This is a genomic window from Mycolicibacterium arenosum (assembly GCF_024320865.1).
Lineage (GTDB): Bacteria > Actinomycetota > Actinomycetes > Mycobacteriales > Mycobacteriaceae > Mycobacterium > Mycobacterium arenosum.
Genome location: NZ_JANDBD010000012.1, coordinates 77,441 through 100,276 on the forward strand (window position 1 = coordinate 77,441; position 22,836 = coordinate 100,276).

Annotated in this window: 24 protein-coding genes; 7 read left to right on the forward strand and 17 right to left on the reverse strand. The window is 69.6% G+C overall.

What is annotated here, in order from left to right; translation table 11 throughout:
* Positions 1-159: 159 nt before the first annotated feature.
* The 5 genes from NM203_RS25775 to NM203_RS25795 all read right to left on the reverse strand — a co-directional run bounded on the left by NM203_RS25775 (position 160) and on the right by NM203_RS25795 (position 4,383).
* Positions 160-1,014 carry an LppX_LprAFG lipoprotein gene (locus NM203_RS25775; protein WP_255063448.1) on the reverse strand — a complete coding sequence of 285 codons (855 nt, stop codon included), beginning with the start codon at positions 1,012-1,014 and terminating at the stop codon, positions 160-162.
* 270 nt (positions 1,015-1,284) lie between these two features.
* Positions 1,285-2,100 (reverse strand): type III pantothenate kinase, encoded by an 816-nt coding sequence (locus tag NM203_RS25780; protein WP_255063449.1) that lies wholly within the window; start codon positions 2,098-2,100, stop codon positions 1,285-1,287.
* 5 nt (positions 2,101-2,105) lie between these two features.
* Complete coding sequence (gene panD / locus NM203_RS25785; protein ID WP_255063450.1) at positions 2,106-2,513, reverse strand: aspartate 1-decarboxylase; 408 nt, start codon at positions 2,511-2,513, stop codon at positions 2,106-2,108.
* Positions 2,513-3,457: a pantoate--beta-alanine ligase gene (panC, locus tag NM203_RS25790; RefSeq protein WP_255063451.1), complete on the reverse strand. Its 945-nt coding sequence runs from the start codon at positions 3,455-3,457 to the stop codon at positions 2,513-2,515. The genes panD and panC overlap by 1 nt, the downstream gene beginning before the upstream one ends.
* The gene (locus NM203_RS25795; RefSeq protein ID WP_255063452.1) at positions 3,454-4,383 is read right to left on the reverse strand and encodes a Rossmann-like and DUF2520 domain-containing protein; all 930 of its coding nucleotides are present in this window, start codon (positions 4,381-4,383) and stop codon (positions 3,454-3,456) included. Before NM203_RS25795 ends, panC begins: the two co-directional genes overlap by 4 nt.
* A 260-nt stretch (positions 4,384-4,643) precedes the next feature.
* Here NM203_RS25795 and NM203_RS25800 point away from each other — a divergent pair, with 260 nt between their 5' ends.
* Positions 4,644-4,868 (forward strand): hypothetical protein, encoded by a 225-nt coding sequence (locus NM203_RS25800; protein WP_255063453.1) that lies wholly within the window; start codon positions 4,644-4,646, stop codon positions 4,866-4,868.
* Positions 4,869-4,877: 9 nt separating this feature from the next.
* Here the strand turns inward: NM203_RS25800 and NM203_RS25805 are convergent, their stop codons facing one another.
* The 7 genes from NM203_RS25805 to ftsH all read right to left on the reverse strand — a co-directional run bounded on the left by NM203_RS25805 (position 4,878) and on the right by ftsH (position 11,653).
* Complete coding sequence (locus NM203_RS25805) at positions 4,878-6,362, reverse strand: DUF6779 domain-containing protein (RefSeq protein ID WP_255063454.1); 1,485 nt, start codon at positions 6,360-6,362, stop codon at positions 4,878-4,880.
* 76 nt (positions 6,363-6,438) lie between these two features.
* Positions 6,439-6,915 carry a DUF3180 domain-containing protein gene (locus NM203_RS25810; protein WP_255063455.1) on the reverse strand — a complete coding sequence of 159 codons (477 nt, stop codon included), beginning with the start codon at positions 6,913-6,915 and terminating at the stop codon, positions 6,439-6,441.
* A complete protein-coding gene (gene folK / locus NM203_RS25815; protein ID WP_255063456.1) occupies positions 6,915-7,430 on the reverse strand; it encodes a 2-amino-4-hydroxy-6-hydroxymethyldihydropteridine diphosphokinase in 516 nt (171 codons plus the stop codon). The genes NM203_RS25810 and folK overlap by 1 nt, the downstream gene beginning before the upstream one ends.
* On the reverse strand, positions 7,427-7,807 hold the full coding sequence (gene folB / locus NM203_RS25820) for a dihydroneopterin aldolase (RefSeq protein WP_255063457.1): 381 nt from the start codon (positions 7,805-7,807) through the stop codon (positions 7,427-7,429). The genes folK and folB overlap by 4 nt, the downstream gene beginning before the upstream one ends.
* Positions 7,800-8,648 carry a dihydropteroate synthase gene (gene folP / locus NM203_RS25825; protein WP_255063595.1) on the reverse strand — a complete coding sequence of 283 codons (849 nt, stop codon included), beginning with the start codon at positions 8,646-8,648 and terminating at the stop codon, positions 7,800-7,802. Before folP ends, folB begins: the two co-directional genes overlap by 8 nt.
* 23 nt (positions 8,649-8,671) lie before the next feature.
* The gene (gene folE, locus NM203_RS25830) at positions 8,672-9,277 is read right to left on the reverse strand and encodes a GTP cyclohydrolase I FolE (protein ID WP_255063458.1); all 606 of its coding nucleotides are present in this window, start codon (positions 9,275-9,277) and stop codon (positions 8,672-8,674) included.
* Positions 9,278-9,295: 18 nt separating this feature from the next.
* Positions 9,296-11,653 (reverse strand): ATP-dependent zinc metalloprotease FtsH, encoded by a 2,358-nt coding sequence (ftsH, locus tag NM203_RS25835; RefSeq protein ID WP_255063459.1) that lies wholly within the window; start codon positions 11,651-11,653, stop codon positions 9,296-9,298.
* A 161-nt stretch (positions 11,654-11,814) separates the two neighbouring features.
* Here ftsH and NM203_RS25840 point away from each other — a divergent pair, with 161 nt between their 5' ends.
* Together NM203_RS25840 and NM203_RS25845 are read left to right on the forward strand one after the other, a co-directional pair.
* A complete protein-coding gene (locus tag NM203_RS25840; protein ID WP_255063596.1) occupies positions 11,815-12,738 on the forward strand; it encodes an alpha/beta hydrolase in 924 nt (307 codons plus the stop codon).
* 31 nt (positions 12,739-12,769) lie between these two features.
* A complete protein-coding gene (locus NM203_RS25845) occupies positions 12,770-13,513 on the forward strand; it encodes an SIMPL domain-containing protein (RefSeq protein WP_255063460.1) in 744 nt (247 codons plus the stop codon).
* A gap of 12 nt (positions 13,514-13,525) precedes the next feature.
* Here the strand turns inward: NM203_RS25845 and NM203_RS25850 are convergent, their stop codons facing one another.
* The 5 genes from NM203_RS25850 to dacB all read right to left on the reverse strand — a co-directional run bounded on the left by NM203_RS25850 (position 13,526) and on the right by dacB (position 19,818).
* The gene (locus NM203_RS25850; protein WP_255063461.1) at positions 13,526-15,766 is read right to left on the reverse strand and encodes a molybdopterin-dependent oxidoreductase; all 2,241 of its coding nucleotides are present in this window, start codon (positions 15,764-15,766) and stop codon (positions 13,526-13,528) included.
* A gap of 18 nt (positions 15,767-15,784) precedes the next feature.
* Positions 15,785-16,369, reverse strand: coding sequence for a hypoxanthine phosphoribosyltransferase (hpt, locus tag NM203_RS25855; RefSeq protein WP_255063597.1), 585 nt, complete (start codon positions 16,367-16,369; stop codon positions 15,785-15,787).
* Between the two features lie 79 nt (positions 16,370-16,448).
* The gene (tilS, locus tag NM203_RS25860; protein WP_255063462.1) at positions 16,449-17,414 is read right to left on the reverse strand and encodes a tRNA lysidine(34) synthetase TilS; all 966 of its coding nucleotides are present in this window, start codon (positions 17,412-17,414) and stop codon (positions 16,449-16,451) included.
* Positions 17,393-18,442, reverse strand: coding sequence for an Rv3626c family coenzyme F420 biosynthesis-associated protein (locus tag NM203_RS25865; protein WP_255063463.1), 1,050 nt, complete (start codon positions 18,440-18,442; stop codon positions 17,393-17,395). Before NM203_RS25865 ends, tilS begins: the two co-directional genes overlap by 22 nt.
* Positions 18,439-19,818: a D-alanyl-D-alanine carboxypeptidase/D-alanyl-D-alanine endopeptidase gene (gene dacB / locus NM203_RS25870; RefSeq protein ID WP_255063464.1), complete on the reverse strand. Its 1,380-nt coding sequence runs from the start codon at positions 19,816-19,818 to the stop codon at positions 18,439-18,441. Before dacB ends, NM203_RS25865 begins: the two co-directional genes overlap by 4 nt.
* 119 nt (positions 19,819-19,937) lie before the next feature.
* Here dacB and NM203_RS25875 point away from each other — a divergent pair, with 119 nt between their 5' ends.
* The 4 genes from NM203_RS25875 to NM203_RS25890 all read left to right on the forward strand — a co-directional run bounded on the left by NM203_RS25875 (position 19,938) and on the right by NM203_RS25890 (position 22,814).
* Positions 19,938-20,426, forward strand: coding sequence for an inorganic diphosphatase (locus tag NM203_RS25875; protein WP_255063465.1), 489 nt, complete (start codon positions 19,938-19,940; stop codon positions 20,424-20,426).
* A gap of 158 nt (positions 20,427-20,584) precedes the next feature.
* A complete protein-coding gene (locus NM203_RS25880; RefSeq protein ID WP_255063598.1) occupies positions 20,585-21,100 on the forward strand; it encodes a 2-oxo-4-hydroxy-4-carboxy-5-ureidoimidazoline decarboxylase in 516 nt (171 codons plus the stop codon).
* 89 nt (positions 21,101-21,189) lie between these two features.
* Positions 21,190-21,879, forward strand: a complete 690-nt coding sequence (locus tag NM203_RS25885; protein ID WP_255063466.1) for a TetR/AcrR family transcriptional regulator — start codon at positions 21,190-21,192, stop codon at positions 21,877-21,879.
* The gene (locus NM203_RS25890; RefSeq protein WP_255063467.1) at positions 21,876-22,814 is read left to right on the forward strand and encodes a R2-like ligand-binding oxidase; all 939 of its coding nucleotides are present in this window, start codon (positions 21,876-21,878) and stop codon (positions 22,812-22,814) included. The genes NM203_RS25885 and NM203_RS25890 overlap by 4 nt, the downstream gene beginning before the upstream one ends.
* The last annotated feature ends 22 nt before the right edge of the window (positions 22,815-22,836 follow it).

Below are 22,836 nucleotides of genomic sequence, written 5' to 3' on the forward strand. Positions count from 1 at the left end.
CGGATCGGGAGCCGCTGCGGCGGTCGGCAATCGTGCCGCAGTAGCGTCGAACAGCGACGTTGACGAATTCTTGAAGGATTCTTGGAGCGCGAATCGAGAGGGAGCGGGCGGAAGCGGCCCCGACGAACGGTTCCACCCGCTCCACTCTCACGTCCGCACCTACGGAGTGGGGATCGTGACGGGCACAGCCCACTTCGACAACGTCACGTCCACCGAGCCGGCGTCCTTCTCGATGACGACTCGGACGAGGTTCGGTCCCTTGCCCTCCGACGGCGCCTCGGACGGCAGGGCGGTCGGCGGCGGTCCGGCCGGCGGGGGCACGTCGGCGATCCACAGCGTGATCGGCAGCTGGCCGCCACCCTGTCCCATGCTCGGCACGATCGGGTCGACGATCGCGGCGTCGATGGTCCCGCTCACCTTGACGGTCGCGATGCCGGCGACGTCCTCCTTACCGTCGTCCTTCGGGTCCTGCACGGAACCGATGAGCTTCGCCAGACCCTTGTCCTTGTCCAGGATCACCGCGGGGTCGTAGATCTTGTCCGCGGGGCCCTTCGACTCGTACGTCCCATCCGCGCCCTTCGTGTAGAAGACCTTCTGGGTGACGAGGAAGTCAGTGGGCTCGAGCGTCGCGCCGGGGGTCAATCGGAACGTCGCGTTGCCGACGGCCTGACCGTTGCCCTGCTCGATGCTGGTTACGTCGGCGTTGACCATGCCGACCGGCAGGTTGGGCAGATCGGTTGCCTCCAAGTCGATGTGGACCGCTCGCAGCGTCTGAGTGGTCCGCGCGCTCTCCTGCAACGCACCTGCCGCATCGGGTGTCGGCGGCGCGTCCGACGACGCCGAGGTCGTGGCGGATTCGCTGGTGGTGGTGGTGGTCGCCGCTTCCGATGACGACTCGGCGGTCTTCGTGTCGGACCCGCAACCGGCCACCAGGGCGGTGGCCAGGGTCGCGCAGGCGAGGAAGGCCGGAATCTTCGTGAAGGTTGTTTGCGCGTGCAAAGGAAACATGGGCATGCGAGCCTTTCGGAAAAGGTGTCCAAGTGGTGTGGCGAAGGCTGCGTCGCCAACCTTTCGGCGACGCCGATGCGGACACCCCGATGTCGCCCGCAGATGGCTCGTCGTCCGGGCCGAATGCGCCCCGTGCACCCCGACGCGAGCAATCCCCCAATCTGTGCGGTGGCCCTCTATTCGCATCGCATTCGCTGCGACGCTAACACGCGCAAAGTTGCAAGATCGGACTTTTAACGTAAGCGTTATTAGGCCTGCGTACGCAGCCGAAACGGGTTACCGAGCCGACTTCAGCTTGCCCCGTTGGTTATCGAGATTGCGCTCGTAGACGAGCCGCAGACCGTCCAGGGTGAGGTAGCGGTCGTAGTGCTGGACGGTCCGCAGATCCGGCAGCACCAGAGGCGCCGTATGGCCCGTCGCGACCACCGCGACGTCGTCGCCGGCGAACCCGTCGACGTCGTCGCGGATCCGGCGCACCAGACCGTCGACGAGGCCCGCGAAGCCGAACACCGCACCCGCCTGCATGCACTCCACGGTGTTCTTGCCGATGACGGACCGAGGTCTGGTCAGTTCGACCCGGCGAAGCGCCGCCGAACGGGCCGCAGCGGCGTCCGAGGACACCTGCACGCCGGGCGCGATCGCGCCGCCGAGGAACTCGCCCTTAGCCGACACCACGTCGACGCAGATCGAGGACCCGAAATCGACGACGATCGCGGCGGACTTGTACTTCTGATAGGCGGCAAGGCAATTGACGATCCGATCCGCACCGACCTCTTTGGGATTGTCGACGAGCAGCGGCACCCCCGTGCGCACGCCCGGCTCGATGAGCACGTGCGGGATGGCCGGCCAGTACTGGTCGAGCATCAACCGGATCTCGTGCAACACGGACGGCACGGTGGAAAGGCCGGCCGACCCCGTCAGTTGATCAGCGGCATCACCGATGAGGCCGTCGATGGTGAGCGCCAGCTCGTCGGCGGTGACCTCGGCCTCGGTCCGGATGCGCCAGCTGTGCGCGACCTTGGCGTGGTCGCCGGATCCGGACACCAGGCCGACGACGGTGTGGGTGTTGCGGACGTCGATCGCGAGGAGCACGGCGACTACCTCGGCGAGACGAGGTCGGCGACGCCGGCGGGGACGTGCGCGGCGTCGTCACCGATGTCGATCTGCCGGTTCGCACCGTCGACGAACACCACCCGCGGCCGGAACCGCCTGGCCGCCGCGTCGTCGAGGGTTGCGTAGGCGATCAGAATCACCAGGTCGCCCGGATGCACCAGATGCGCTGCGGCGCCGTTGATTCCGATGACACCCGAGCCGCGTTCGCCGGTGATGGCGTACGTGATCAGCCGGTTCCCGTTGTCGATGTCCACGATGGTCACCTGCTCCCCCTCGAGCAGGTCCGCAGCTTCCATGAGATCCGCGTCGATCGTGACCGATCCCACGTAGTGCAGGTCCGCCGCCGTGACGGTCGCCCGGTGGATCTTCGACTTCAGCATCGTGCGCAACATCAGTTCCTCCAGGGCAGTTCGTGGTTCTCACCGGACGCGGCCCGAGGGTGTCCGTCGATTCCCGCCGATGCTCCGATGTCGATCGCGATGTTGTCGAGGAGGCGCGTCGTGCCGAGTCGGGCCGCCACCAGCAGCCGCCCCGCCCCTTCCGCGGGTGCCGGGCCCAGCCAGGTGTCGCGCACCTCGAGGTAGTCCACGTCCAGTGCGGGCACCTCGTCGAGGACCGCACGTGCGGCGTCGATCGCTTCCGCGGAACCCCTTGAAGCCGCGTACATCCCGGCGAGTAGCGCCGCCGACAACGCGCCGGCCTGCTCGCGCTCGACGTCGTTGAGGTACCGGTTGCGCGACGACATCGCGAGGCCGTCGGGTTCCCGCTCGATGGGAACGCCGACGATGCGGGTGTCGATGTTGAGGTCGTCGGCCATCTGCCGGATCAGGACCAGTTGCTGGTAGTCCTTCTCGCCGAAGTAGGCGCGGTCGGGCCGGACGATCTGCAGCAGCTTGCACACCACGGTGAGCATGCCCGCGAAATGCGTTGGTCGAGAAGCACCTTCGAGCTCTGCACCGAGCGGACCGGGCAGCACCGTGGTCCGCGGCCCCGCCGGGTACATGTCGGCGGCGGTCGGCGTGAACGCGATGTCCACTCCCTCGGCGCGCAGCATCTCCAGATCGTTCTCCAGCGTGCGCGGGTAGGCGTCGAGGTCCTCACCCGCACCGAACTGCAGTGGGTTGACGAAGATCGAGACGACGACCACGCCACCCTGAATCTGCTTGGCGGCCTTGACCAGGGCGAGGTGTCCGTCGTGCAGGGCACCCATCGTCGGCACCAGGAGCACGCGGCGGCCGGTGGTGCGAAGCGCCCGCGAGACGTCCGACACGTCAAGCGGACGGTGATAGACGTTGAGCTCACCGCTGGTGAACTTCGGTGGTCGGCGGTCGCTCACGCGGATCCCCTTCGATCAGCCGCCAGTACGGCGAACACGTCCTGCGGCGCGTGTGCCCGCTGAGCAGTGCGCAGCGAGTTCGCACGATACGACTCGGCCAGGTCCGGGTCGACCTCGGCCAGCGCCGCCAGATGGCGCGCGACAGCGGCCGCGTCACCGCGCGCGACGGGGCCGGTGAGCGCGTTCTGCCCGCGAGTCAGCGCGTTCTCCAACGAGGCGCGCGCGAGCGGCGCGATGATCCGCTCGGCCAGCCCGCCGGGTGCGTCGACGACCATCTCCTGACCGAGCAGTTCCTGGCCGGACAATGCGGCGCGCAATGCCTCGACGGCGTCGACCAGCACGGTGATGACGTGGTTGCCGCCGTGCGCCAGCGCCGCGTGGTAGAGCGTGCGAGCGTCCTCCCGCACCCGAAACGGCTCACCGCCGATCTCCAGGACCAGCGACTGCGCGATCGCGTAGCCGACCTCATCGGCTGCGGTGATACCGAAACACGTCTCGCTGAGCCGGGCGACGTCCTCGTCGGCTCCGGTGAACGTCATGGCGGGGTGGATGGCCAGCGGGATGCAGCCGCGGTCGGTCAGCGGCGCCAGCACGCCGATGCCGTTGGCACCGGAGGTGTGCACGACGATCGTGCCGGGGCGAACCGCCTCCGTGGTCGCGAGCCCCGACACCAGGCCTGCGAGGTCGGCGTCGGGCACCGTCAGCAGGAGTAGCTCCGCGCGGGCCGCGACATCGGGAACCGGGAGCACCGGGGTGTCGGGCAGCCACCGCTCCGCACGCTGCCGCGACGCGTGCGAGATCGCACTGCACGCCACGACGACGTGCTCGGCGCGTTCCAGGGCCACACCGAGCGCGGTCCCGACGCGGCCCGCGGAGATCACTCCGATGCTGAGCCGAGCCGGACGCAGTCCGTTGGGGGTCCCCATTCAGACGACCTCGCTGACGTCATGAGTTCGTTCGTTCCGGTCCCTGAACAGGGGTACCGGACGGTCGACAAGAGAGTAGCCCACCCGCCTCGCGGGCTGCGACGTCGCTGTTCCCCCGATCGGTGGACACGCGATTCCCCCGCGGCATCCACCGGTCGCCCGACATACGTCGACCCTGCATCGCGACATAGTTATCCCATCGCCGGAACACACCGGCGGCAGACAGCTAGAAGCCAACTCACACAGAAGGATTCACTGAAATGACTCGCATCGCCCGCATAATCGCCCTCCCCGTCGTCTCCGCAGGCATCCTCGGCGGCGCCGCCCTCGGCCTGGCTGGCATGGCCAGCGCTCAGACCCAGGCCCCCACCGGCCCCGGTTACAGCTACAGCCCGCAGACGACCGCCACCCCGGCCCCCACCCAGCAGGGCGGTTGGCAGGCCCACCACGGCCCGCAGCACGTCGCCAACCTGCAGAACCGCTAGCCCGAAGAATCAGTCCTCGCGCCGTCTGCGCCTGCCGCCTTCGGACTGCGACACCTGCAGGCGAGCCAGCAGTTCCGACAGCGGCTGTCCACCCGCGTGTTGCCCGGCGTCGACGGGCGGCGTCTCCTCGGCTCCCCGGTGGCGGGCGGACGGCGCGTCCTCCGGCGGCGGGCCCGCGGGCGTGCTGGACGGGGTCGCGAGCGTCGGCGCCGGCCGGCCCGGATCGGCGCCGGGAGCGTAGTGGCGAGCCCGGCGGGGTGCGTCATCGCCGTTGGTCTCCGCCGGGGTGTGCCTGCCGCGGCGCCCCTCGGTCGGCGGGGGCGTCATGGCGGGCGGGGTGGACGGGGCGGGCGGCTCGACCGGTGGTGCGGACGCGACGGGTTCGGACGCCTCGGGTTCGGGCTTCGTCGGCGGAACAGACGGTGTGCCGATGCCGTTCTCGGCGGCGGGCGACTGCCAGTTGCTGCCGGGGTGCCCAGCGGGAATGAACAATCCCTCGGCGGGCGCCGGCTGCCAGCCGGGGGCCGCCCCGGGCTGAGTGTGCCTGCCGGGTCGCTCGGGTTCTCGCCACGGCGACGCCGGCGGGGTGGACGCAGCCGCGGGCGGCGTCGACACCGGAGGCGCGGGCGGCGTCGACACCGGTGGCGCGGGTGTCGGGGCGGGTTCCGGTTCCGGTTTGGGCGCAGGCGCAGGCGCAGGGGGAGGCACGGGCGCGGGGCGGGGCGCGGGCGTCGAGGCCGGGGGTGGCTCCGGCGGCAGCCACGGGAAACGCAACTCGGCTTCGCGCGGCTGCTCCGGGGCACGGGGCGCGGGAGGCGGCGGTTCGGCGGGCCGCCACGCCGCCGACGCACGATCGGACGCCCGACGGTGTGCACCGCCCTCGTCGCGCGACAACGCCCACTCGTACTCGGGCGGATCCGGCTCCGCCGGAACGTCGATGATCGGGCTCTCGTCGGTGTGCGGCTCCTCGTCCGCCTGCTCTTCGGCGTCGATCCTGCTGCTGATCACCCGGCCGAAGGTGTGCACCGCGGTGCGTTCGGTCTCCAGCGCCGGTCGGTGCGCCAGGTCGGTGTCGAACAGGATCTCGAGGTTCGCGCGCAGCGCCGCGAGCTCGGCGCGCAGGCTGGCGATCTCGTCGGACGACTGCGCTCGCAGCTCCGAAGCCAGCTCCCGTCTCAGCTGCGACTCCACCGACAGCTCGTATTCACGGCGTGCGGAGATCTCCCGATCGAGCTGGAGGTCGTAGACCAGCTTGAGATCGCGGGCCTTGGCCTGGTCGATATCAGCCTGTCTGCGATAGATGAACGAGATGAACGCTGCGACAACCGCAGCCCACAGTGCGATGATGACAGCGAGCTTCAGAAGTTCCACCTTGTTGGTGAACACCAGCGCGGAGCTGGCCACGATGGCCAGCACCAGCAACACCGTCAGCAAGACCCATCCCGGCCTGCGGTTGCTGCGCCGCTGGCGCACTCCGCGGGTGGGTTCGGTCATGGGCCGACTGTACCCGTCACAGGTCACTCAGCGTGTCGACCACTCCGGCGATTCGGCAGGTCAGGTATGGCATCAGCTACTCCAGCACGCCCTCGGGATCCTCCGGCGGCTCGTGCGGCGACTTGCAGCAATGCTGAAGCCACAGTGCGGCGATGACCAGTGCCAGCGCACTCACCGCCGCGACGATGACGCCGGGGGTGTCCGCCGCTGCGACACGGAGTCCCCCGCGCCGGGGCAGCACGAACGCCAGCACGCCGACCCACCAGCCGAGCATCACGGCGCCCACCCACGCGGACGCCTTGGCCACGGTGACCGAGCGGGCCACCGACAGCGGGTGCAGCCAGCCGCGGGCGTCGCCGATCTCGCCCTCGGCGATCTTGGCGCGGACGTGGAACGCCCAGCCGAACTCGGCGGCCGCGACGAGGAGCAGCGAGATCCCGGTCAGCAGCGTGATCGGCGGGAACCAGCGATACGCCCCCAGCACCACGAGGTAGCCGGCGATCGCGACCACGACCGCGGCCCCCAGCAGGTCGCGTTTCCGTGTCGGCCCCATCAGGTCTCCAGCAGCATGTCGATGCGTTGCACCCCGGCACGCTCGTCGGCGGGAAGCGCGGCGAGCAGTTCCTCCAGCGGTCGAGCCATCCCGTCGACCGTCAACGTCGCGGCCGGCTCCAGCGCGAACCACGGCACGAGCACGAACGCGCGCTGGTGCGCGTACGGGTGCGGCAGCCTCAGCTCGTCATCGTCGCTGAAGACCTGGGTGACACCCTCCAGGCAGGTGATCACGTCGACGTCCAGAGTCCGCGGGCCCCAGTGCTGTTCGCGCACCCGCTGCGCCGCCCGCTCGAGGGTTTGACCGCGGTGCAGCCAGGCACGGGCATCGATCTCGGGGCTCTCGGCGATCAGCACGGCGTTGAGGAACGGGCCCTGTTCGACGCCGCCCCACGGTGGTGTCTCGTAGACCGGCGACACCGCGCGCACCGCCGACCCCAACCCGTCGACCACCGACTGAAGGTGCGCGAGACGGTCCCCGACATTGGAACCGATCGACAGGACGACGCGGCTCAAGACGCGCCTCGCGTACCCCGCCTGGACCGCCGCGCGACGACCGCGACGTCGGAGAACGTCAGTGGGATCGGCGCATTCGGCTTGTGCAGCACGACCTCGACCGCGTGTACCCGGTCATCGGTCATGACGTCCTCGGCGATCTCCGCCGACACCGTTTCGATGAGGTCGCGCGGGGGACCCGAGATGACCGCGGCGGCGCGCTGCGCCAGCGCGCCGTAGTCGAGGGTGTCCGCGAGGTCGTCGCTGGCGGCGGCCGCCTCGAGGTCGAGCCACACCGTGATGTCGACGACGAAGTCCTGACCGTCGCGCCGCTCGTAGTCGAACACCCCGTGATGTCCTCGAACGGTCAAGCCCCGCAACTCGATTCGGTCAGACACCCGATCGCACCCCATCCCCCGAGTCGCTCCGCTGCTGCCCCGCCTGAATCCCCTCCCACGCCTCGACCACTTTGAGCGCGTCGACCGATCCCCGGACGTCGTGCACGCGGACGCCCCACGCGCCGTGGCGTGCCGCCAGCGCCGAGATGACGGCGGTGGCCGTCTCCCTACCGTCCGGTGGGCGCGGCGACCCCTCGTCGTCGGCCAGCAGCGTGCCGAGGAACCGCTTGCGCGACGCGCCGACGAGCACGGGGATCCCGGTGCCGACGAGTTCCGGCAGTGCGCGCAGCAGGGCCCAGTTGTGCTCCGCGGACTTCGCGAAACCCAGCCCCGGATCGATGACGAGTTTGGCCGGGTCGACACCCGCGGCGACCGCGGCGTCCACGGACGCGAGGAGCTCCGCGCGCACATCGGCGACGACGTCGCCGTAGTCGGGCACGTCGTGTGGGCGGTCGGCGGCGACCGATCGCCAGTGCATCAGGATCCACGGCACGCCGGCGTCGGCGACCGCCCTCGCCATGTCGGGATCCGCGCGGCCCCCCGACACGTCGTTGACGATCTGCGCGCCGTTCTCGAGCGCCGCGCAGGCCACCCCGGCGTGCATGGTGTCGATGCTGACGACGAGCCCTTGTCCGGCAAGGGCTTTCACCACCGGCGCGATTCGGGATATCTCGACACCCGAGTCGACGCGGGTGGCGCCGGGGCGAGTCGACTCACCGCCGACGTCGACGATCGACGCACCGTCGGCCGCCAGTCGCACACCGTGCGCGATGGCGCGGTCGGGGTCGAGAAACCGCCCGCCATCGGAGAAGGAGTCGTCGGTGACGTTGACGACCCCCATCACCAGCGGGGCGAGCGACGGACTCACTTGCGCAATATCAGGTCCAGCGCTTCGGATCGAGAAGCCTTGTCGGTCTTGAACTGTCCGCGCACGGCGGACGTCGTCGTCGTCGCGCCGGCCTTGCGCACCCCGCGCATCGCCATGCACAGGTGCTCGGCTTCGATGACCACGATGGCACCCCGTGGATTCAGCTTGCGGACCAGCGCGTCGGCGATCTGCGTGGTGAGCCGCTCCTGCACCTGCGGCCGCTTCGCGTAGAGGTCGACGACCCTGGCCAGCTTCGACAGCCCGGTCACCCGCCCGTCGATTCCGGGGATGTAGCCGACATGCGCCATCCCGTGGAACGCCACCAGATGGTGCTCGCACGTGGAGTACATCGGGATGTCCTTCACCAGGACGAGCTCGTCGTGCTGCTCGTCGAAGGTGGTGTTGAGGACCTCGTCCGGGTCGTCGTACAGCCCCGCGAACATCTCCCGGTACGCCCGCGCAACGCGCGCCGGAGTGTCGATGAGCCCGTGTCGGTCGGGGTCCTCCCCCACCGCGAGCAACAACTCGCGCACCGCCGCCTCGGCTCGATCCTGATCGAACTTCGACGGGGTGAACGGGGCGTTGTCGAGCTGCCGCGTCATGTATGGCTCCGTTTCTGGTCAGCCCGAGGGTGGGGTCGGCCGGTCGTCGGGCCGGTCGCCCTTCTCGTCGTGAGGGACGGGTTGTCCCGGCTGCGGATACGACTGGTACGGCGGGTAGTGGCCGGCTTGCGGCGGCGCCCATCCGTAGGGCGGCGGGTACTGACCCGGCTGCCCCTGCTGGGGGTACTGCCCGTACTGGCCGGGGGGCGGGTACTGGGCGGGCGCCGGGTGTTGACCGGGACCGCCGGGCGGCCAGCCCGGCGCGTGCCAGCCCGCGGGGGCGCCGTAGTCGGGCTGAGTCGCGCCGTTGGCGGGCACGCCGTTGACCGGCGAGCCGTTCCCGTTGCTGCCGTTGCTGCCGTTGGCTCCGTTGCGCTGAGCCTCGGCTTGCGCCACTCGACTGGCCTCGGCGATCGCGGCCTTGAACGCGGGCTCGGGCATCGGCGGCGGCCACGGCTCCCCGCGTTCGATCGCGAGCTCGCCGGGAGTCTTGATGGGCGGCTTGTCCGACGGCACCCGGCCGCCGAAATCGTCGAACATCGTCAGGCGCGGGCGCTTCTTCACGTCGGCGAAGATGGCCTCGAGCTCGGCGCGGTGCAGCGTCTCCTTCTCCAGGAGCTCGCCGGCCAGGATGTCGAGCACGTCGCGGTACTCGGCGAGGATCTCCCACGCCTCGGTGTGGGCGGCCTCGATGAGCTTGCGGACCTCGTCGTCGATGTCGCGGGCGACCTCGTGCCCGAAGTCGGATTGCGTGCCCATCGTCCGGCCGAGGAACGGGTCGCCGTGCTCGGTGCCGTAGCGGACCGCGCCGAGCTTGCTGCTCATGCCGTACTCGGTGACCATCGCCCTGGCGATCTTGGTGGCCTGGTCGATGTCCGAGGAGGCACCGGTGGTCGGCTCGCGGAAGACGAGTTCCTCGGCGGCGCGTCCGCCCATCGCGAACACCAGGCGGGCGATCATCTCGGAGCGGGTCATCAGACCCTTGTCGTCCTCGGGGACGGCCATGGCGTGCCCGCCGGTGCGGCCGCGGGCGAGGATCGTCACCTTGTAGATGGGATCGATGTCCGGCATCGCCCAGGCGGCCAGCGTGTGGCCGCCCTCGTGGTAGGCCGTGATCTTCTTCTCGTGTTCGCTGATGATGCGGCCCTTGCGGCGCGGGCCGCCCACGACCCGGTCGACGGCCTCCTCGAGCGCGGCGCCGGTGATGACGGTGCCGTTCTCGCGAGCGGTCAGCAGGGCCGACTCGTTGATGACGTTGGCGAGGTCGGCGCCGGACATGCCGACGGTGCGCTTGGCGAGTCCGTCGAGGTCGGCGTCGGGCGCGATCGGCTTGCCCGCGGAGTGCACGCGCAGTACGGCCTTGCGGCCGGCGAGGTCGGGGTTGGACACCGGGATCTGCCGGTCGAAGCGGCCGGGCCGCAGCAGCGCGGGGTCCAGGATGTCGGGCCGGTTGGTGGCGGCGATCAGGATGACGCCCTGCCGGTCACCGAACCCGTCCATCTCGACGAGCAGCTGGTTGAGGGTCTGCTCGCGCTCGTCGTGTCCGCCGCCCATGCCCGCGCCGCGCTGGCGGCCGACGGCGTCGATCTCGTCGACGAAGATGATGCACGGGCTGTTCTGCTTGGCCTGCTCGAACATGTCGCGGACGCGGGAGGCGCCGACGCCGACGAACATCTCGACGAAGTCCGACCCGGAGATCGTGAAGAACGGCACCCCGGCCTCACCCGCGACCGCACGCGCGAGCAGCGTCTTGCCCGTGCCGGGCGGACCGTAGAGCAGCACGCCCTTGGGGATCTTGGCGCCGAGCGCCTGATACCGCGTCGGGTTCTGCAGGAAGTCCTTGATCTCGTAGAGCTCTTCGACCGCTTCGTCGACACCTGCGACGTCGGCGAAGGTGGTCTTCGGCATGTCCTTGGAGAGCTGCTTGGCCTTGGACTTCCCGAAGCCGAAGCCCATCCGGCCGCCGCTCTGCATGCGCGAGAACATCACGAACAGGCCGACCAGCAGCAGCAGCGGCAGCATGTAGATGAGCAGCGAGCCGAGCACGCTGCCCTCGTTGACCGTGGTGTTGGTCTTGACGTTCTTCGCGGTCAGGGCATTGAACAGTTCGACGCCGTACCCGGTCGGGTACTTGGTGATGATCTGGGTCTTGCCCTCGGTGCCGCTGTTGCCGTTCTTGAGGTCCAACCGGACCTGCTGTTCGCGGTCGTCGATCTGGGCGCTGTTGACGTTGTCCGAGTTGATCTGCGCCACCGCCACCGACGTGTCGACCGGCGCGTAGTCGCGGGTGTCGTCGCTGAGGTAGTAGAAGAACCAGGCCGCGAGCAGCACGACCGCAATGGCGGTGAGGGTTCGGATGACGTTCTTACGGTTCATCGGTTCTCCGGCCGCGGGACAGACCCCCGACCCAGTCCTTCCGTCTGCGCTGCTCGGTTCGTTTCAGGTTACCGCTAGACCAACGAACGATTGTTCCCGACGGCGTAACGCCCGAGCGCACGCGTGTCGGCGGACCGTACGCTCGGCGCGTGAGCACCCGGATGATCGCCACCAACGGAGTAACGCTGCAGGTCACCGAGGCCGGCGACGCCGGTGCCCCGGTGGTCGTACTGCTGCACGGCTTCCCCGAGTTGGCGTACACGTGGCGTCATCAGATCCCCGCCCTGGCCGCCGCGGGCTATCACGTCGTCGCACCGGACCAGCGCGGCTACGGCGGCTCGTCGGCCCCCGCGGAGGTCGACGCGTACACCGTCGCCGACCTGTCGGCCGACGTCGTGGGACTGCTCGACGAGGTGGGTGCCGAGAAGGCGGTCCTCGTCGGCCACGACTTCGGCGGCGTCGTGGCGTGGGGTGCGCCGCTGCTGCATCCCGACCGCGTGGCCGGCGTCGTCGGGATCAGCTTTCCGCCGGTGCCGCGGCCGCGCGTCCCGACGACGCAGGCGTTCCGGCGCCTGTTCGGCGACGAGTTCTTCTACATCCTCTACTTCCAGGACGTGGGTCCCGCCGACCGCGAACTGGCAGCGGACCCGGCGACGACGCTGCGCAAGATCATGGCCGCCGACCTCACGGCGCCCTCGTCGGTGCCGAACCCGACGGGTTTCCTCGACCGCATCGCGGACCCCGGTCACCTGCCGCCGTGGCTCAGTGCGGCCGAATTCGAGCACTACGTCACCGCGTTCGCCAGGAGCGGATTCACCGGTCCGCTGAACTGGTACCGCTGCTTCGATCGCAACTGGGAGTTGACGGCGTCGCCGCCCGCCGCGGCGATCACCGCGCCCGCCCTGTTCATCGGCGGTCATGAGGACCCGACGCTGGCCTACACGCCGCGGGACCGGGTGCGCGACATCGTCACCGGCGAGTACCGCGAGGTGCTTCTCGACGGCGGCCACTGGCTCCCCGAGGAGCGGCCCGCCGACGTGACCGCCACGCTGCTGGAGTTCCTCGGAACGCTCGAGTGGCCGTGAGCCGCGCCGTCGGATCGGTAGGGTTGCCCCCATGCTGAAGCGCGCGTGGGCGAAGCTGCCGACTCGAATCCTCGTCCTCGCAGCCGCCGGGCTGACCATCGTCGGGGTCGCGGCCTGCGAGGCGAAACCCGCGACGTCGGTGGGCGGAGCGGGTGGACCGGCGCCGCGCCAGGTCACGGTCGTCGGCGAGGGCAAGGTGCAGGGCACTCCCGACAACGCCTCCATCAACGCGTCGATCGTGTCGACGGCGCCCGACGGCGCCACCGCCTCGGAGCAGACCAACACCAAGATGACGCAGGTGATCGATGCGCTCAAGACTCAGGGCATCGACCAGAAGGACATCACCACAAGCGATTTGAGCGTGCAGCCGCAGTACGGCGACAACTCGGTGATCACCGGCTACACCGCCACGAACACGATCGCGATCACGTTCCGCAACATCGACGCGCTGGGACCGGCGACGACGACCATCCAGACCATCGGCGGCAACGCGACGCGGATCGACTCGCCCAGCTTCTCGTTCTCCGACGACTCGCAGCTGATCAAGGACGCCCGCGCACGGGCGTTCAACGACGCCAAGGACCGCGCCAACCAGTACGCCGGCCTCGCCGAGTTGACCCTGGGGAACGTCATCTCCATCACCGAGGCCGGCGCCACCGTGCCGCCGCCGACGCCGATGCCGCGCTTCGGCACGATGGAGGCCGCGGCGCCGCCGGTCGAACCGGGGCAGCAGACCGTCGGCTTCTCGGTCACGGTGGTCTGGGAGCTCACCTGAGCCCCGCGAGCGTTAGGGAATCGGGGACAGTTGGACCGGAATCCCGTTCAGCACAGCGGTTCCCGACAGCGGATCGAGCGCCGTTCCGTCGTTGAGCTGGTTGACGTTCACCCCCGGCTGGCCCGCGGCCACCGACAACTTCGTCCCCGCGCGGTCGTGGCCCCAGCCGTGGGGTAGCGACACCACGCCGCGGCGCATCGCGTCGGTCAGCTCGACGGGCGCCTCCAACTCGCCACCGGGGCCCTTGATGCGCGCCGCGTCGGTGATGCCGAGGTCGGCCGCATCGGCCGGATGCATCTGCAGCGTGCAGCGATTCGTTCCACCGGCGAGCGCGGGCAGGTTGTGCATCCAGCTGTTGTTCGAGCGCAGATGCCGTCGCCCGATGAGCAGGAAGCCGTCGTCGACTCTGCTCAGCGCACCGCGTAGCCGCGCCACGTCGACAGCCAGCGACTCGGGCACCAACTCGACCTTTCCCGAAGGTGTACGCAGGATCTCGGTGAGCCGCGGCCGCAGCGCCCCGAGGTCGATGCCGTGCGGGGCCGCCTTCAGCCGCTCGAGCGTCAGCCCGTCGGGCTCGGCGCCGAACGCGTCTCCGTAGGGCCCGAGGCGCAGCATCATGTCGAGCCTGCGCTCGTAACCACGGCCCTCGGGCAACATCGCGACGAGGTCGTCGACGGCGCGCCCGGCGACCGGTGAGTCGGGGTCGGCGGTCTCCTTGGTCAGCGTCATCGCGATCACCTGCTCGTCGACGAGCGCAGGGTCGGCGTGCGGGCCCATGCCGTAGAGGATCAGCGCGATGCGCGACAGGATCTCCGGCTCGTCGGGCCTGCCCGGTTCGAGAGGCAGCGCGGGCGGCGAGTACCTGGCGTTGTTGCGCACCGAGGCGCCGGCCAGTGCGACGTCGAAGTGCGCGCTGCGCGACGGCGGGGGTGGCGGCAGGATGACGTCGGCGTGCCGGGTCGTCTCGTTCAGGTACGGGTCGACGCTCAGCATGAAGTCGACACGAGAGAGCGCCTTGCTCAGCCTCTCGCCGTCCGGCGCCGACAGCACCGGGTTGCCCGCGATGGTGACGACGGCCCGGATCCGGTCGTCCCCCGGCGCTTCGAGTTCCTCCGGCAGCGCCGCGGTCGGCAGTTCGGACAGCACCTCGGGAAAGCCGGACACCCGGCTGCGCCACCGGCCGGTCCGAAAACCCTTGCCCGGCTTCGGCGGTCGTGGTGCCGGACCGACGGCCGACTGCGGGAACATGGCACCGCCGGGACGGTCGAGGTTGCCGGTCAGGATGTTGACGACGTCGACGAGCCAGCTGCCCAGCGTGCCGAACTCGACGGTCGACGTGCCGATGCGTCCGTAGACCGCCGCGGACGGTGCGGCGGCGAGGTCGCGCGCCAGCGTGCGGATCTGCGCAGCGGGCACCCCGCAGTGCGCCTCGACGGCCTCGGGTGCGAAATCCGCTGCCAGCATCCGCATTTCGTCGACGCCGACGACGTGGTCGGCCAGGTCACCCAGAGTCACCAGGTCCTCGTCGAACAGCGTGTGCACGACGGCGAGCAGGAGAGCGGCATCGGTGCCGGGCCGCGGCGCGATGTGCGTGTCCGCCAGTTCGGCCGTGCGGGTGCGCGCCGGGTCGATCACGACGAGGCGGCCGCCGCGCTTGCGCAGCGCCTTGAGCTTGCCGCCGAAGTCCGCGGCGGTGGCCAGGCTTCCGTTCGACACCAGCGGGTTGGCGCCGATGACGACCAGGTGGTCGGTGCGATCGAGATCGGGCACCGTGAACGCCAGCGCATTGCCGAACATGAGCCCCAGCGAGACGTGCTTGGGCATCTGGTCGAGCGTGCTCGCCGAGTAGAGCTGTTGGGTGCCAAGGCCCTTAACGATCAGCGGTACGTACAGCGCGCCCGCGATGGTATGCGCATTCGGGTTGCCGACGTACACCGCGACCGACGCACCACCGTGCGCTTCGACGACGGCACCGAGCCGCTCCGCCACCACGTCGTAGGCCTCCCCCCAGGACACCTCGACGAGTTCGCCGTCGCGGCGCACCAGCGGGCCGGTGAGACGGTCGGGATCGCCGTCGAGTTCGCCGAAGCTCGCACCCTTCGGGCAGATGAAGCCGGCGCTGAAGACGTCCTCGCGGTCACCGCGGGCACCGGTGATGCGACCGGCGTCGATTGTGAGCGTCAGTCCGCACGTCGCCTCGCAGAAGGGACAGATGCGAAGGGCGGTGTCGGCGGTGGTGGTGGGGGCTGCCACGGAACTCCCTTTCGACGGCTAGGTTTCTTCGTACACCTTCGGCTCAAGGGTGCCGATGTAGGGCAGGTCGCGGTACCGCTCGGCGTAGTCCAGGCCGTAGCCCACGACGAATTCGTTGGGGATGTCGAAGCCGATGTACTCGATGTCCACGACGGCGCGCATGGCGTCGGGCTTGCGGAGCAGCGTGCACACCTTCAGCGAACGGGGGCCTCGGGTCGCGAGGTTGCGCAGCAGCCACGACAGCGTGAGCCCGGAGTCGACGATGTCCTCGACGATCAACACGTCACGGTCGTTGATGTCGCGGTCGAGGTCCTTGAGGATGCGCACGACGCCCGACGACGACGTCGACGAGCCGTAGGAGCTGACCGCCATGAACTCCAGCTGAGTCGGCACGGGGATCGCTCGGGCGAGGTCGGTGACGAACATGACCGCGCCCTTGAGGACGGTGATGAGCAGCAGATCGTCGCCGTCGCCGCCGCGGTAGTTCGCGCCGATCTGTGCGGCCAACTCGTCGACTTTGGCCTGGATCTCGTCTTCGGACAGCAGTACCGACTTGATGTCGCCGGGGTAGAGCTCGTCGGCGGGATGCGCGGGCACGGCCATCAGCGTGCCATGTCCACGCCGACTCGACCACCACGAGGGCACCGCGTCTTCCATTCGGAATCGTTCGCGCGCCCCGGCGTCACCGAACCGGTTCCCGCCAGAGCACCAAGCGGCCGTCTCGGCGACCCGCGAACAGGCGCTGCTCGCGCAGGCTCGAGCTGACGGCGACGCCCCCCTGGCCGTGCCAATCGGTGAGCAGGGCGTCGACGGAGCGGATCTGCCCGTCGGTCAGATCACCTGCGCCGCCCTCGAGCAGCCAGGCCCGCAGGACGCGGCGCCGCACCGCCGTGGGCAGTACCGAGACCTCCGCGACGACCAGTCGGCCGCCGGAGTGCAGCCTCGTGAACGCCTCCGCCGCCTGCCCGTCGAGGGTGTCGGTGTCCTCGCGCAGCGCCGTCGCGGTACGGGCCAGGGCCTCGGCGACGCCTCCGCCGAGGACGTCCTCGAGGAGCGGCAGCACCTCGGTGCGCAACCGCACCCTGGTGAAGCGGGGGTCGACGTTGTGCGGGTCGTGCCAGGGCGACACCCCGAGCTCGGCGCAGGCCGCCTCGGTGGTGGCGCGGCGGACTGCGAGCAGCGGCCGGCACCAGGGCGCGTCGTAGGGACGCATACCCGCGGTGGAGCGCGGACCGGAGCCGCGCCCGAGGCCGAGCAGGACGGTTTCGGCCTGATCGTCGAGCGTGTGCGCGAGCAGGACGGGTGCCCCGCCGCGGGCCGATTCCAGGGCGGCGTACCTGGCGGCGCGGGCCGCCGCCTCGGGCCCGCCGGCGCGCCCGACATCGATGCGGATCACCTGCGCGGCAACACATCCCAGGTCCATCGCCTGATCGCGCGCCCGGTCGGCGACCTCACCGGACTCGGACTGGAGCCCGTGATCGACGATCAGCGCCGTGGTCGGCCTGCACGCGGCGCCCGCGGCGGTCAGTGCCAGCGAGTCGGCGCCACCGGAGAGCGCGACGCACCACGGCCGGCCGTCGGGCAGATGGGCGGCGCCGAACCGCGCGACGGCAGTGCGCAGCGCGGCTACAGGACCCGGTCGATCCATCGCTGCGGTTCGTCGACTTCGGCTGGCAGCGGCAGCGTTTCGGCATTCGTCCAGACCGTGTTGAAGCGCGCCATCCCGACGGTCGTCACGACGTGGTCGACGAACGCCTTGCCGCGCGTGTACTGCGCCATCTTGGCGTCGAACCCGAGCAGCGCGCGGACCAGTCGCTGCAGCGGCGGCTGCCTGCGCTGCCTGCGCTCGTTGAACCGGCGTCGGATGGTGGCCACCGACGGCACCACGGCGGGCCCGACGGCGTCCATCACGTGGTCGGCGTGCCCCTCCAGCAGCGTGCCCAGTACCAGCAGCTCGTCGAGCGCCTTGCGTTGCGGCTCAGATTGGATCGCGCGCATCACGCCGAGCACGCCCTCCGAGTTCGGTTCGGCCGCAGCGCCGTTGCGGCGATCGCGGACGAGCTCACCGAGTCGGCCGACGACGTCGGTGACGTCCTGCCCCTTCTCGTCGGTGAGCACCGCGAGGGCCTGCGACATGTGGTCGGCGAGCCACGGATTGGCGCGGAACTGCACGCGGTGGGTGACCTCGTGCAGGCACACCCACAACCGGAAATCGCTGGGCGACACCCGAAGCTGTCGCTCGACGGCGATGATGTTCGGGTACACCAGGAGCAACTCGCCCCCGCGCGCGGAGAACGGGTCGTACTGGCCCAGGATGCCCGACGACACGAACGCCAGGACCGCTCCGGTCTGCGCGCCGGTGATCCGGCCGGACACGAAACCGCTCGCCTTCCCGTCGGCATTGCCGCCTGTCATCATCCGCATGGATTCCGTTGCCGCATGGACCCATTCGGGCCGATCGACGATGCGCGCGTCGGGCACCTCCGCACCCTCGGCCAACAGGGTGACCTCACGTACCGGCAACTCGGCGCGCCGCGACGCCTCGTCGAGTTCGGTGACGGCCTGCTCGCGGGTGTAGTCGGTCACCGGCGGCGCGGGTCGGACGAGCTTCGTGCCGACGGTGGCGGCGAAGGCCCAGTCGACGGTGCGGCCGACGGTCGGCCGTTGCGCGCTCACGGTCCGCACCCGCAGGATCGCAGCGCGGCGGCGAGCGCGTCGATGGCGGTGCGCCCCGTCGGGCCCGCGTTGTTCGAGATCAGGGAGAACGTCAGCACCCGACCGCTGCTGTCGGTGACGATGCCCGCCAACGCGTTGGTGCCGGTGAGCGATCCGGTCTTGGCGCGCAGGAACCCGGCGGCGTCGCGCCCAGCGTCGGTGTCGAGGTAGCGGTTGGACAGCGTGCCGCTGCCACCGGCGATGGGCAGCAGGTCGACGAGTGGACGCAGCCTCGGGTGCTCGTCCCCCACCGCGACGTTGACCACCTCGTCGAGTGTCAGCGCCGTCAGCCGGTCCTCGACGGACAGTCCACTGGAGTCGCGCAGGAACGCACCCGCTGTGTTGATGTCGTTGTCCTTCAACTCGGCGAGCACCGCCTCCGCGGCGCCGTCGAAGCTCTGCGGCAGTCCGCGCTGCGCTGCGACCTCCCGGCCGGTCGACTCGGCCATCACGTTGTCGGAGTCGTTCATCATCTGGCGCAGCCGCTCGATGAGCGGCGGCGAGTGCACCTCGCCGATCGACTCGGCGTTGGCGGGTGTGGTGCGGATGACGGTCACGCCCTTCGGGTCGACGCCGAGCGCAACGGCCAGCGCGCGGCCCGCGTCCAGGCCGGGGGTGTCGGAACGCCAGGAGTCGACGCTGACGGGCTGGATGCGCCCGCCGTCGAGCATCACCGATTCCATCGGCGCGATGTCGCCGTTCTTGATGTCGAGCGGATCCCAGCCGGGTGCCAGCGTCGGCCCGCTGTACGCGCTGAGGTCGACCTGCACCGACGTGGCGGCGAAACCGGCGTCGCGCACCTGCTCGGCCAGGTCGCTGATGCGGGCCGCCCCGCGGTACCAGGTCGACTCACCGGGTGCGGCCGCCGACAGCGTGGGGTCGCCGCCGCCCTTGAGGATGACCAGCCCCGGTTCGTCCGGGTCCATCAGCACCTCGGTGGTCAGCACGGCGTCGCGATCGAGCGACAGGAGAGCCGCCGCGGCGGTGAGCACCTTGTTGACGGACGCTGGCTGCATCGGCACGTCGTCGCCCCGCTCCCACAACTGCTCGCCGGTCTCGGCGTCGGTGACGCGGCCGCCGAGCAGGCCGAGGTCGGGGTTGGCGGCGAACGGCGCGAGAACGGCGGCCAAGCGGGCGGGCAGCGGTTCGGGAGCGGTGTCCGCCAGCGCGACGACCGCGGGTTGCGGCGTCACGGCCGCGGGCTGGGCCGGGAGCGCCACCACCTCGCGATGGTCATTGGCGTTCACCGCGGCGACGCCGACCACGGCCGCCACCAGGATCAGCACCGCCACGCCGATCAACACGTGGGTGGACCGGCGCCACTTCGTGGGCCGCATGACTCTCCTCAGATAGCCGGGCTGGCGAGCAACCCTGAGAGCTCAGGGTATCGCTCGTCTATGGTGGACCCGGTTCGTCGCCCCGACGACGCTGGTTGAGACGTGAAGGAGCCGTGGCCGTGGAGTTCGAGGTCGTCATCGAGATCCCGAAGGGTTCACGCAACAAGTACGAGGTCGATCACGAAACCGGCAAGGTCAAGCTCGATCGCTACCTGTACACCGCGTTCGGCTACCCCACCGATTACGGCTTCATCGAGGACACCCTCGGCGAGGACGGCGATCCGCTCGACGCGCTGGTGCTGCTGCCCGAATCGCTGTTCCCCGGCGCAGCGCTGGATGCGCGCCCCGTCGCCATGTTCCAGATGACAGACGAGAAGGGTGGCGACGACAAGGTGCTCTGCGTGCCCGCAGGCGACCCGCGGTGGGACCACGTGCAGGACCTCGGCGACATCGACGACTTCGAACTCAAGGCCATCGAGCACTTCTTCGTGCACTACAAGGACCTCGAGCCGGGCAAGTTCGTCAAGGGTTCCAGCTGGGTGGGCCGCGCCGAGGCCGAGGCCGAGGTGAACCGGTCGATCGAGCGGTTCAAGGCCGAAGGGCACTAGCTCGGCGATTCACTGCCGCCGAGCGTGAAGCTAAGCGCGAAATCCGCGTGATTACTCGCGATTAACTCGACGTTCGACGGTGTGTGAAGTGATTTAGCACCCCCGTAACACGGGGTAACGCGGTCGTGGTTTCGGCCTTCGATCATGGCCGTGTGTTGATGCATCAGGGAATCGGCCTCGACGCGTTCAATGCGCTCGCCGAACGCAAAGCCGTACACGCGCTCTACGAGTGCGCCAACAGCTACACGCTGGCCCGTGACCTGGCGCGCGGCCGCCCCTACGACGATCACGACGCGCTGTTCCGGCGCGCCGACGCCCTGCTGTTCGCCCTGTCGGAGGAGTGCGTCGACCAGATCCTCGACGCGTGCCCGCACGTCGGTCGTCGTCCCCGCAGCGCCAAGTCGGCCGCCGAGCAGTGCTCGGTCTGGGATGACGACCCTGCGGTGATGACCGAGTTGAGCGAGGCGGCCCGCGGCTACGCCGACCGGTACGGCTTCGGCTTCGTGATGCACGTCGGCGGGCTCGGCGCCACCGACGTGCTGGCGGCCATCGCGGACCGCATGCACCACGACGTCGACATGGAACGCAAGGTTCTGCGCAACGAGCTCGCGAAGATCAACCGCAGCAGGCTCGAGCGGATGCTGGGACCCGAGGGCGGCTACCACAACTGGTAACTCCGGCCGGCTGTCCACGCTCCGGCCCTTGACGGTGACGTGGCTCACAGTATTATGACCAGTGGTCATTCTCCACTGGGAGGTCTGCGATGCCAACAGTCACCTGGGCTCGCGTCGATCCGCGTCGCCGCGCGGCCGTAATCGAAGCCGCAGAGGCCGAGTTCGGTGCGCACGGCTTCTCGCAGGGCAGTCTGAACGTCATCGCGCGGCGCGCCGGAGTCGCGAAAGGCAGCCTGTTCCAGTACTTCGCGGACAAGCGCGACCTCTACGCCTACATCGCCGACATCGGTAGCCAGCGCGTCCGCTCCCACATCGAGGACCGCATCCGCGAGCTCGACCCGAGCCGGCCGTTCTTCGAGTTCCTCACCGATCTGCTCGACACCTGGGTGGCCTACTTCGCCGACCATCCGCAGGACCGCGCCCTACACGCCGCGTCGAGTTTCGAAGTCGACGCCGACGCCCGCGTGAGCGTGCGGTCCGTCATCCACCGCCACTACCTCGAAGTGCTGCGGCCGCTCGTCCGCGACGCCCACGCACGCGGTGACCTCCGAGCGGAGTGCGACACCGACGCGTTGTTGTCGCTGTTGTTGATGATCTTTCCGCACATGGCGCTGGCGCCGTACGTGCGCGGCATGGACCCGGTCCTGGGACTCGACGACCCCACCCCGGAACAGCCCGCGCTCGCCGTGCGCAGGCTCGTCGCCGTCCTCGCGGACGCCTTCGCCTCCACCTTGTCCATCGATCCAGTCTCAGTGCCGACCAAGGAGGTCACCAGATGACACGGAAGAATTCCGCCACGCTCGACGCGGGCGGCCTGAATTGGAACAGCCTGCCGATGAAGCTGTTCGCGGGCGGGAACGCGAAGTTCTGGAACCCCGCCGACATCGACTTCTCGCGCGACCGCGAGGACTGGGAGTCGCTGTCCACCCTCGAGCGCGACTGGGCCGCGCGCCTGTGCGCTCAGTTCATCGCAGGCGAGGAAGCGGTCACCCAGGACATCCAGCCGTTCATGGCGGCGATGCGGGCCGAAGGACGACTGGCCGACGAGATGTATCTGACGCAGTTCGCGTTCGAGGAGGCCAAACACACTCAGGTGTTTCGGATGTGGCTCGACGCCGTCGGACTCACCGAGGACCTTCATCACTATCTCGACGATCTGCCCGCCTACCGGCAGATGTTCTACGAGGAGCTTCCCAGTTCACTCGACGCACTGTCGAACGACGCCTCGCCGACGGCGCAGGTGCGCGCCTCCGTGACCTACAACCACATCATCGAGGGCATGATGGCATTGACGGGTTACTATGCCTGGCAACGTATTTGCGTCGACCGCGGCGTACTTCCGGGCATGCAGGAGATCGTGCGGCGGATCGGCGACGACGAACGACGCCACATGGCGTGGGGCACCTTCACCTGCCGCCGCCACGTCGCAGCCGACGACGCCAACTGGGGGGTGTTCGAAGCGCGGATGACCGAGCTGATTCCGTTGGCGTTGCAGAACACCGACGAGTCGTTCGCCCTCTACGACGAGATCCCGTTCGGTCTGACGATGGACGAGTTCCAGCAGTACGCCAGCGATAAGGGCATGCGACGGTTCGGCACGATCAGCAGCGCACGCGGCCGTCCGCTTGAGGAGATCGACATCGACTACTCGCCGCTGCACCTCGAGGACGCGTTCGCCGATGAAGACGCGAAGGCGCTTGCCACCATCGCCTGACGGCGGCCGGATCCACGGCACG

What these genes read in the sequence shown, in the direction of transcription:
- panD (WP_255063450.1), bottom strand. Translation starts at nt 2,513, where the DNA reads ATGTTGCGCACGATGCTGAAGTCGAAGATCCACCGGGCGACCGTCACG.
- NM203_RS25890 (WP_255063467.1), top strand. Translation starts at nt 21,876, where the DNA reads ATGACACGGAAGAATTCCGCCACGCTCGACGCGGGCGGCCTGAATTGG.
- NM203_RS25885 (WP_255063466.1), top strand. Translation starts at nt 21,190, where the DNA reads ATGCCAACAGTCACCTGGGCTCGCGTCGATCCGCGTCGCCGCGCGGCC.
- hpt (WP_255063597.1), bottom strand. Translation starts at nt 16,369, where the DNA reads ATGGCCGTGCCCGCGCATCCCGCCGACGAGCTCTACCCCGGCGACATC.
- NM203_RS25805 (WP_255063454.1), bottom strand. Translation starts at nt 6,362, where the DNA reads ATGACCGAACCCACCCGCGGAGTGCGCCAGCGGCGCAGCAACCGCAGG.
- NM203_RS25840 (WP_255063596.1), top strand. Translation starts at nt 11,815, where the DNA reads ATGATCGCCACCAACGGAGTAACGCTGCAGGTCACCGAGGCCGGCGAC.
- folP (WP_255063595.1), bottom strand. Translation starts at nt 8,648, where the DNA reads ATGGGGGTCGTCAACGTCACCGACGACTCCTTCTCCGATGGCGGGCGG.
- folE (WP_255063458.1), bottom strand. Translation starts at nt 9,277, where the DNA reads ATGACGCGGCAGCTCGACAACGCCCCGTTCACCCCGTCGAAGTTCGAT.
- NM203_RS25880 (WP_255063598.1), top strand. Translation starts at nt 20,585, where the DNA reads ATGCATCAGGGAATCGGCCTCGACGCGTTCAATGCGCTCGCCGAACGC.
- ftsH (WP_255063459.1), bottom strand. Translation starts at nt 11,653, where the DNA reads ATGAACCGTAAGAACGTCATCCGAACCCTCACCGCCATTGCGGTCGTG.
- NM203_RS25795 (WP_255063452.1), bottom strand. Translation starts at nt 4,383, where the DNA reads ATGGGGACCCCCAACGGACTGCGTCCGGCTCGGCTCAGCATCGGAGTG.
- NM203_RS25810 (WP_255063455.1), bottom strand. Translation starts at nt 6,915, where the DNA reads ATGGGGCCGACACGGAAACGCGACCTGCTGGGGGCCGCGGTCGTGGTC.
- NM203_RS25845 (WP_255063460.1), top strand. Translation starts at nt 12,770, where the DNA reads ATGCTGAAGCGCGCGTGGGCGAAGCTGCCGACTCGAATCCTCGTCCTC.
- dacB (WP_255063464.1), bottom strand. Translation starts at nt 19,818, where the DNA reads ATGCGGCCCACGAAGTGGCGCCGGTCCACCCACGTGTTGATCGGCGTG.
- tilS (WP_255063462.1), bottom strand. Translation starts at nt 17,414, where the DNA reads ATGGATCGACCGGGTCCTGTAGCCGCGCTGCGCACTGCCGTCGCGCGG.
- NM203_RS25775 (WP_255063448.1), bottom strand. Translation starts at nt 1,014, where the DNA reads ATGCCCATGTTTCCTTTGCACGCGCAAACAACCTTCACGAAGATTCCG.
- NM203_RS25800 (WP_255063453.1), top strand. Translation starts at nt 4,644, where the DNA reads ATGACTCGCATCGCCCGCATAATCGCCCTCCCCGTCGTCTCCGCAGGC.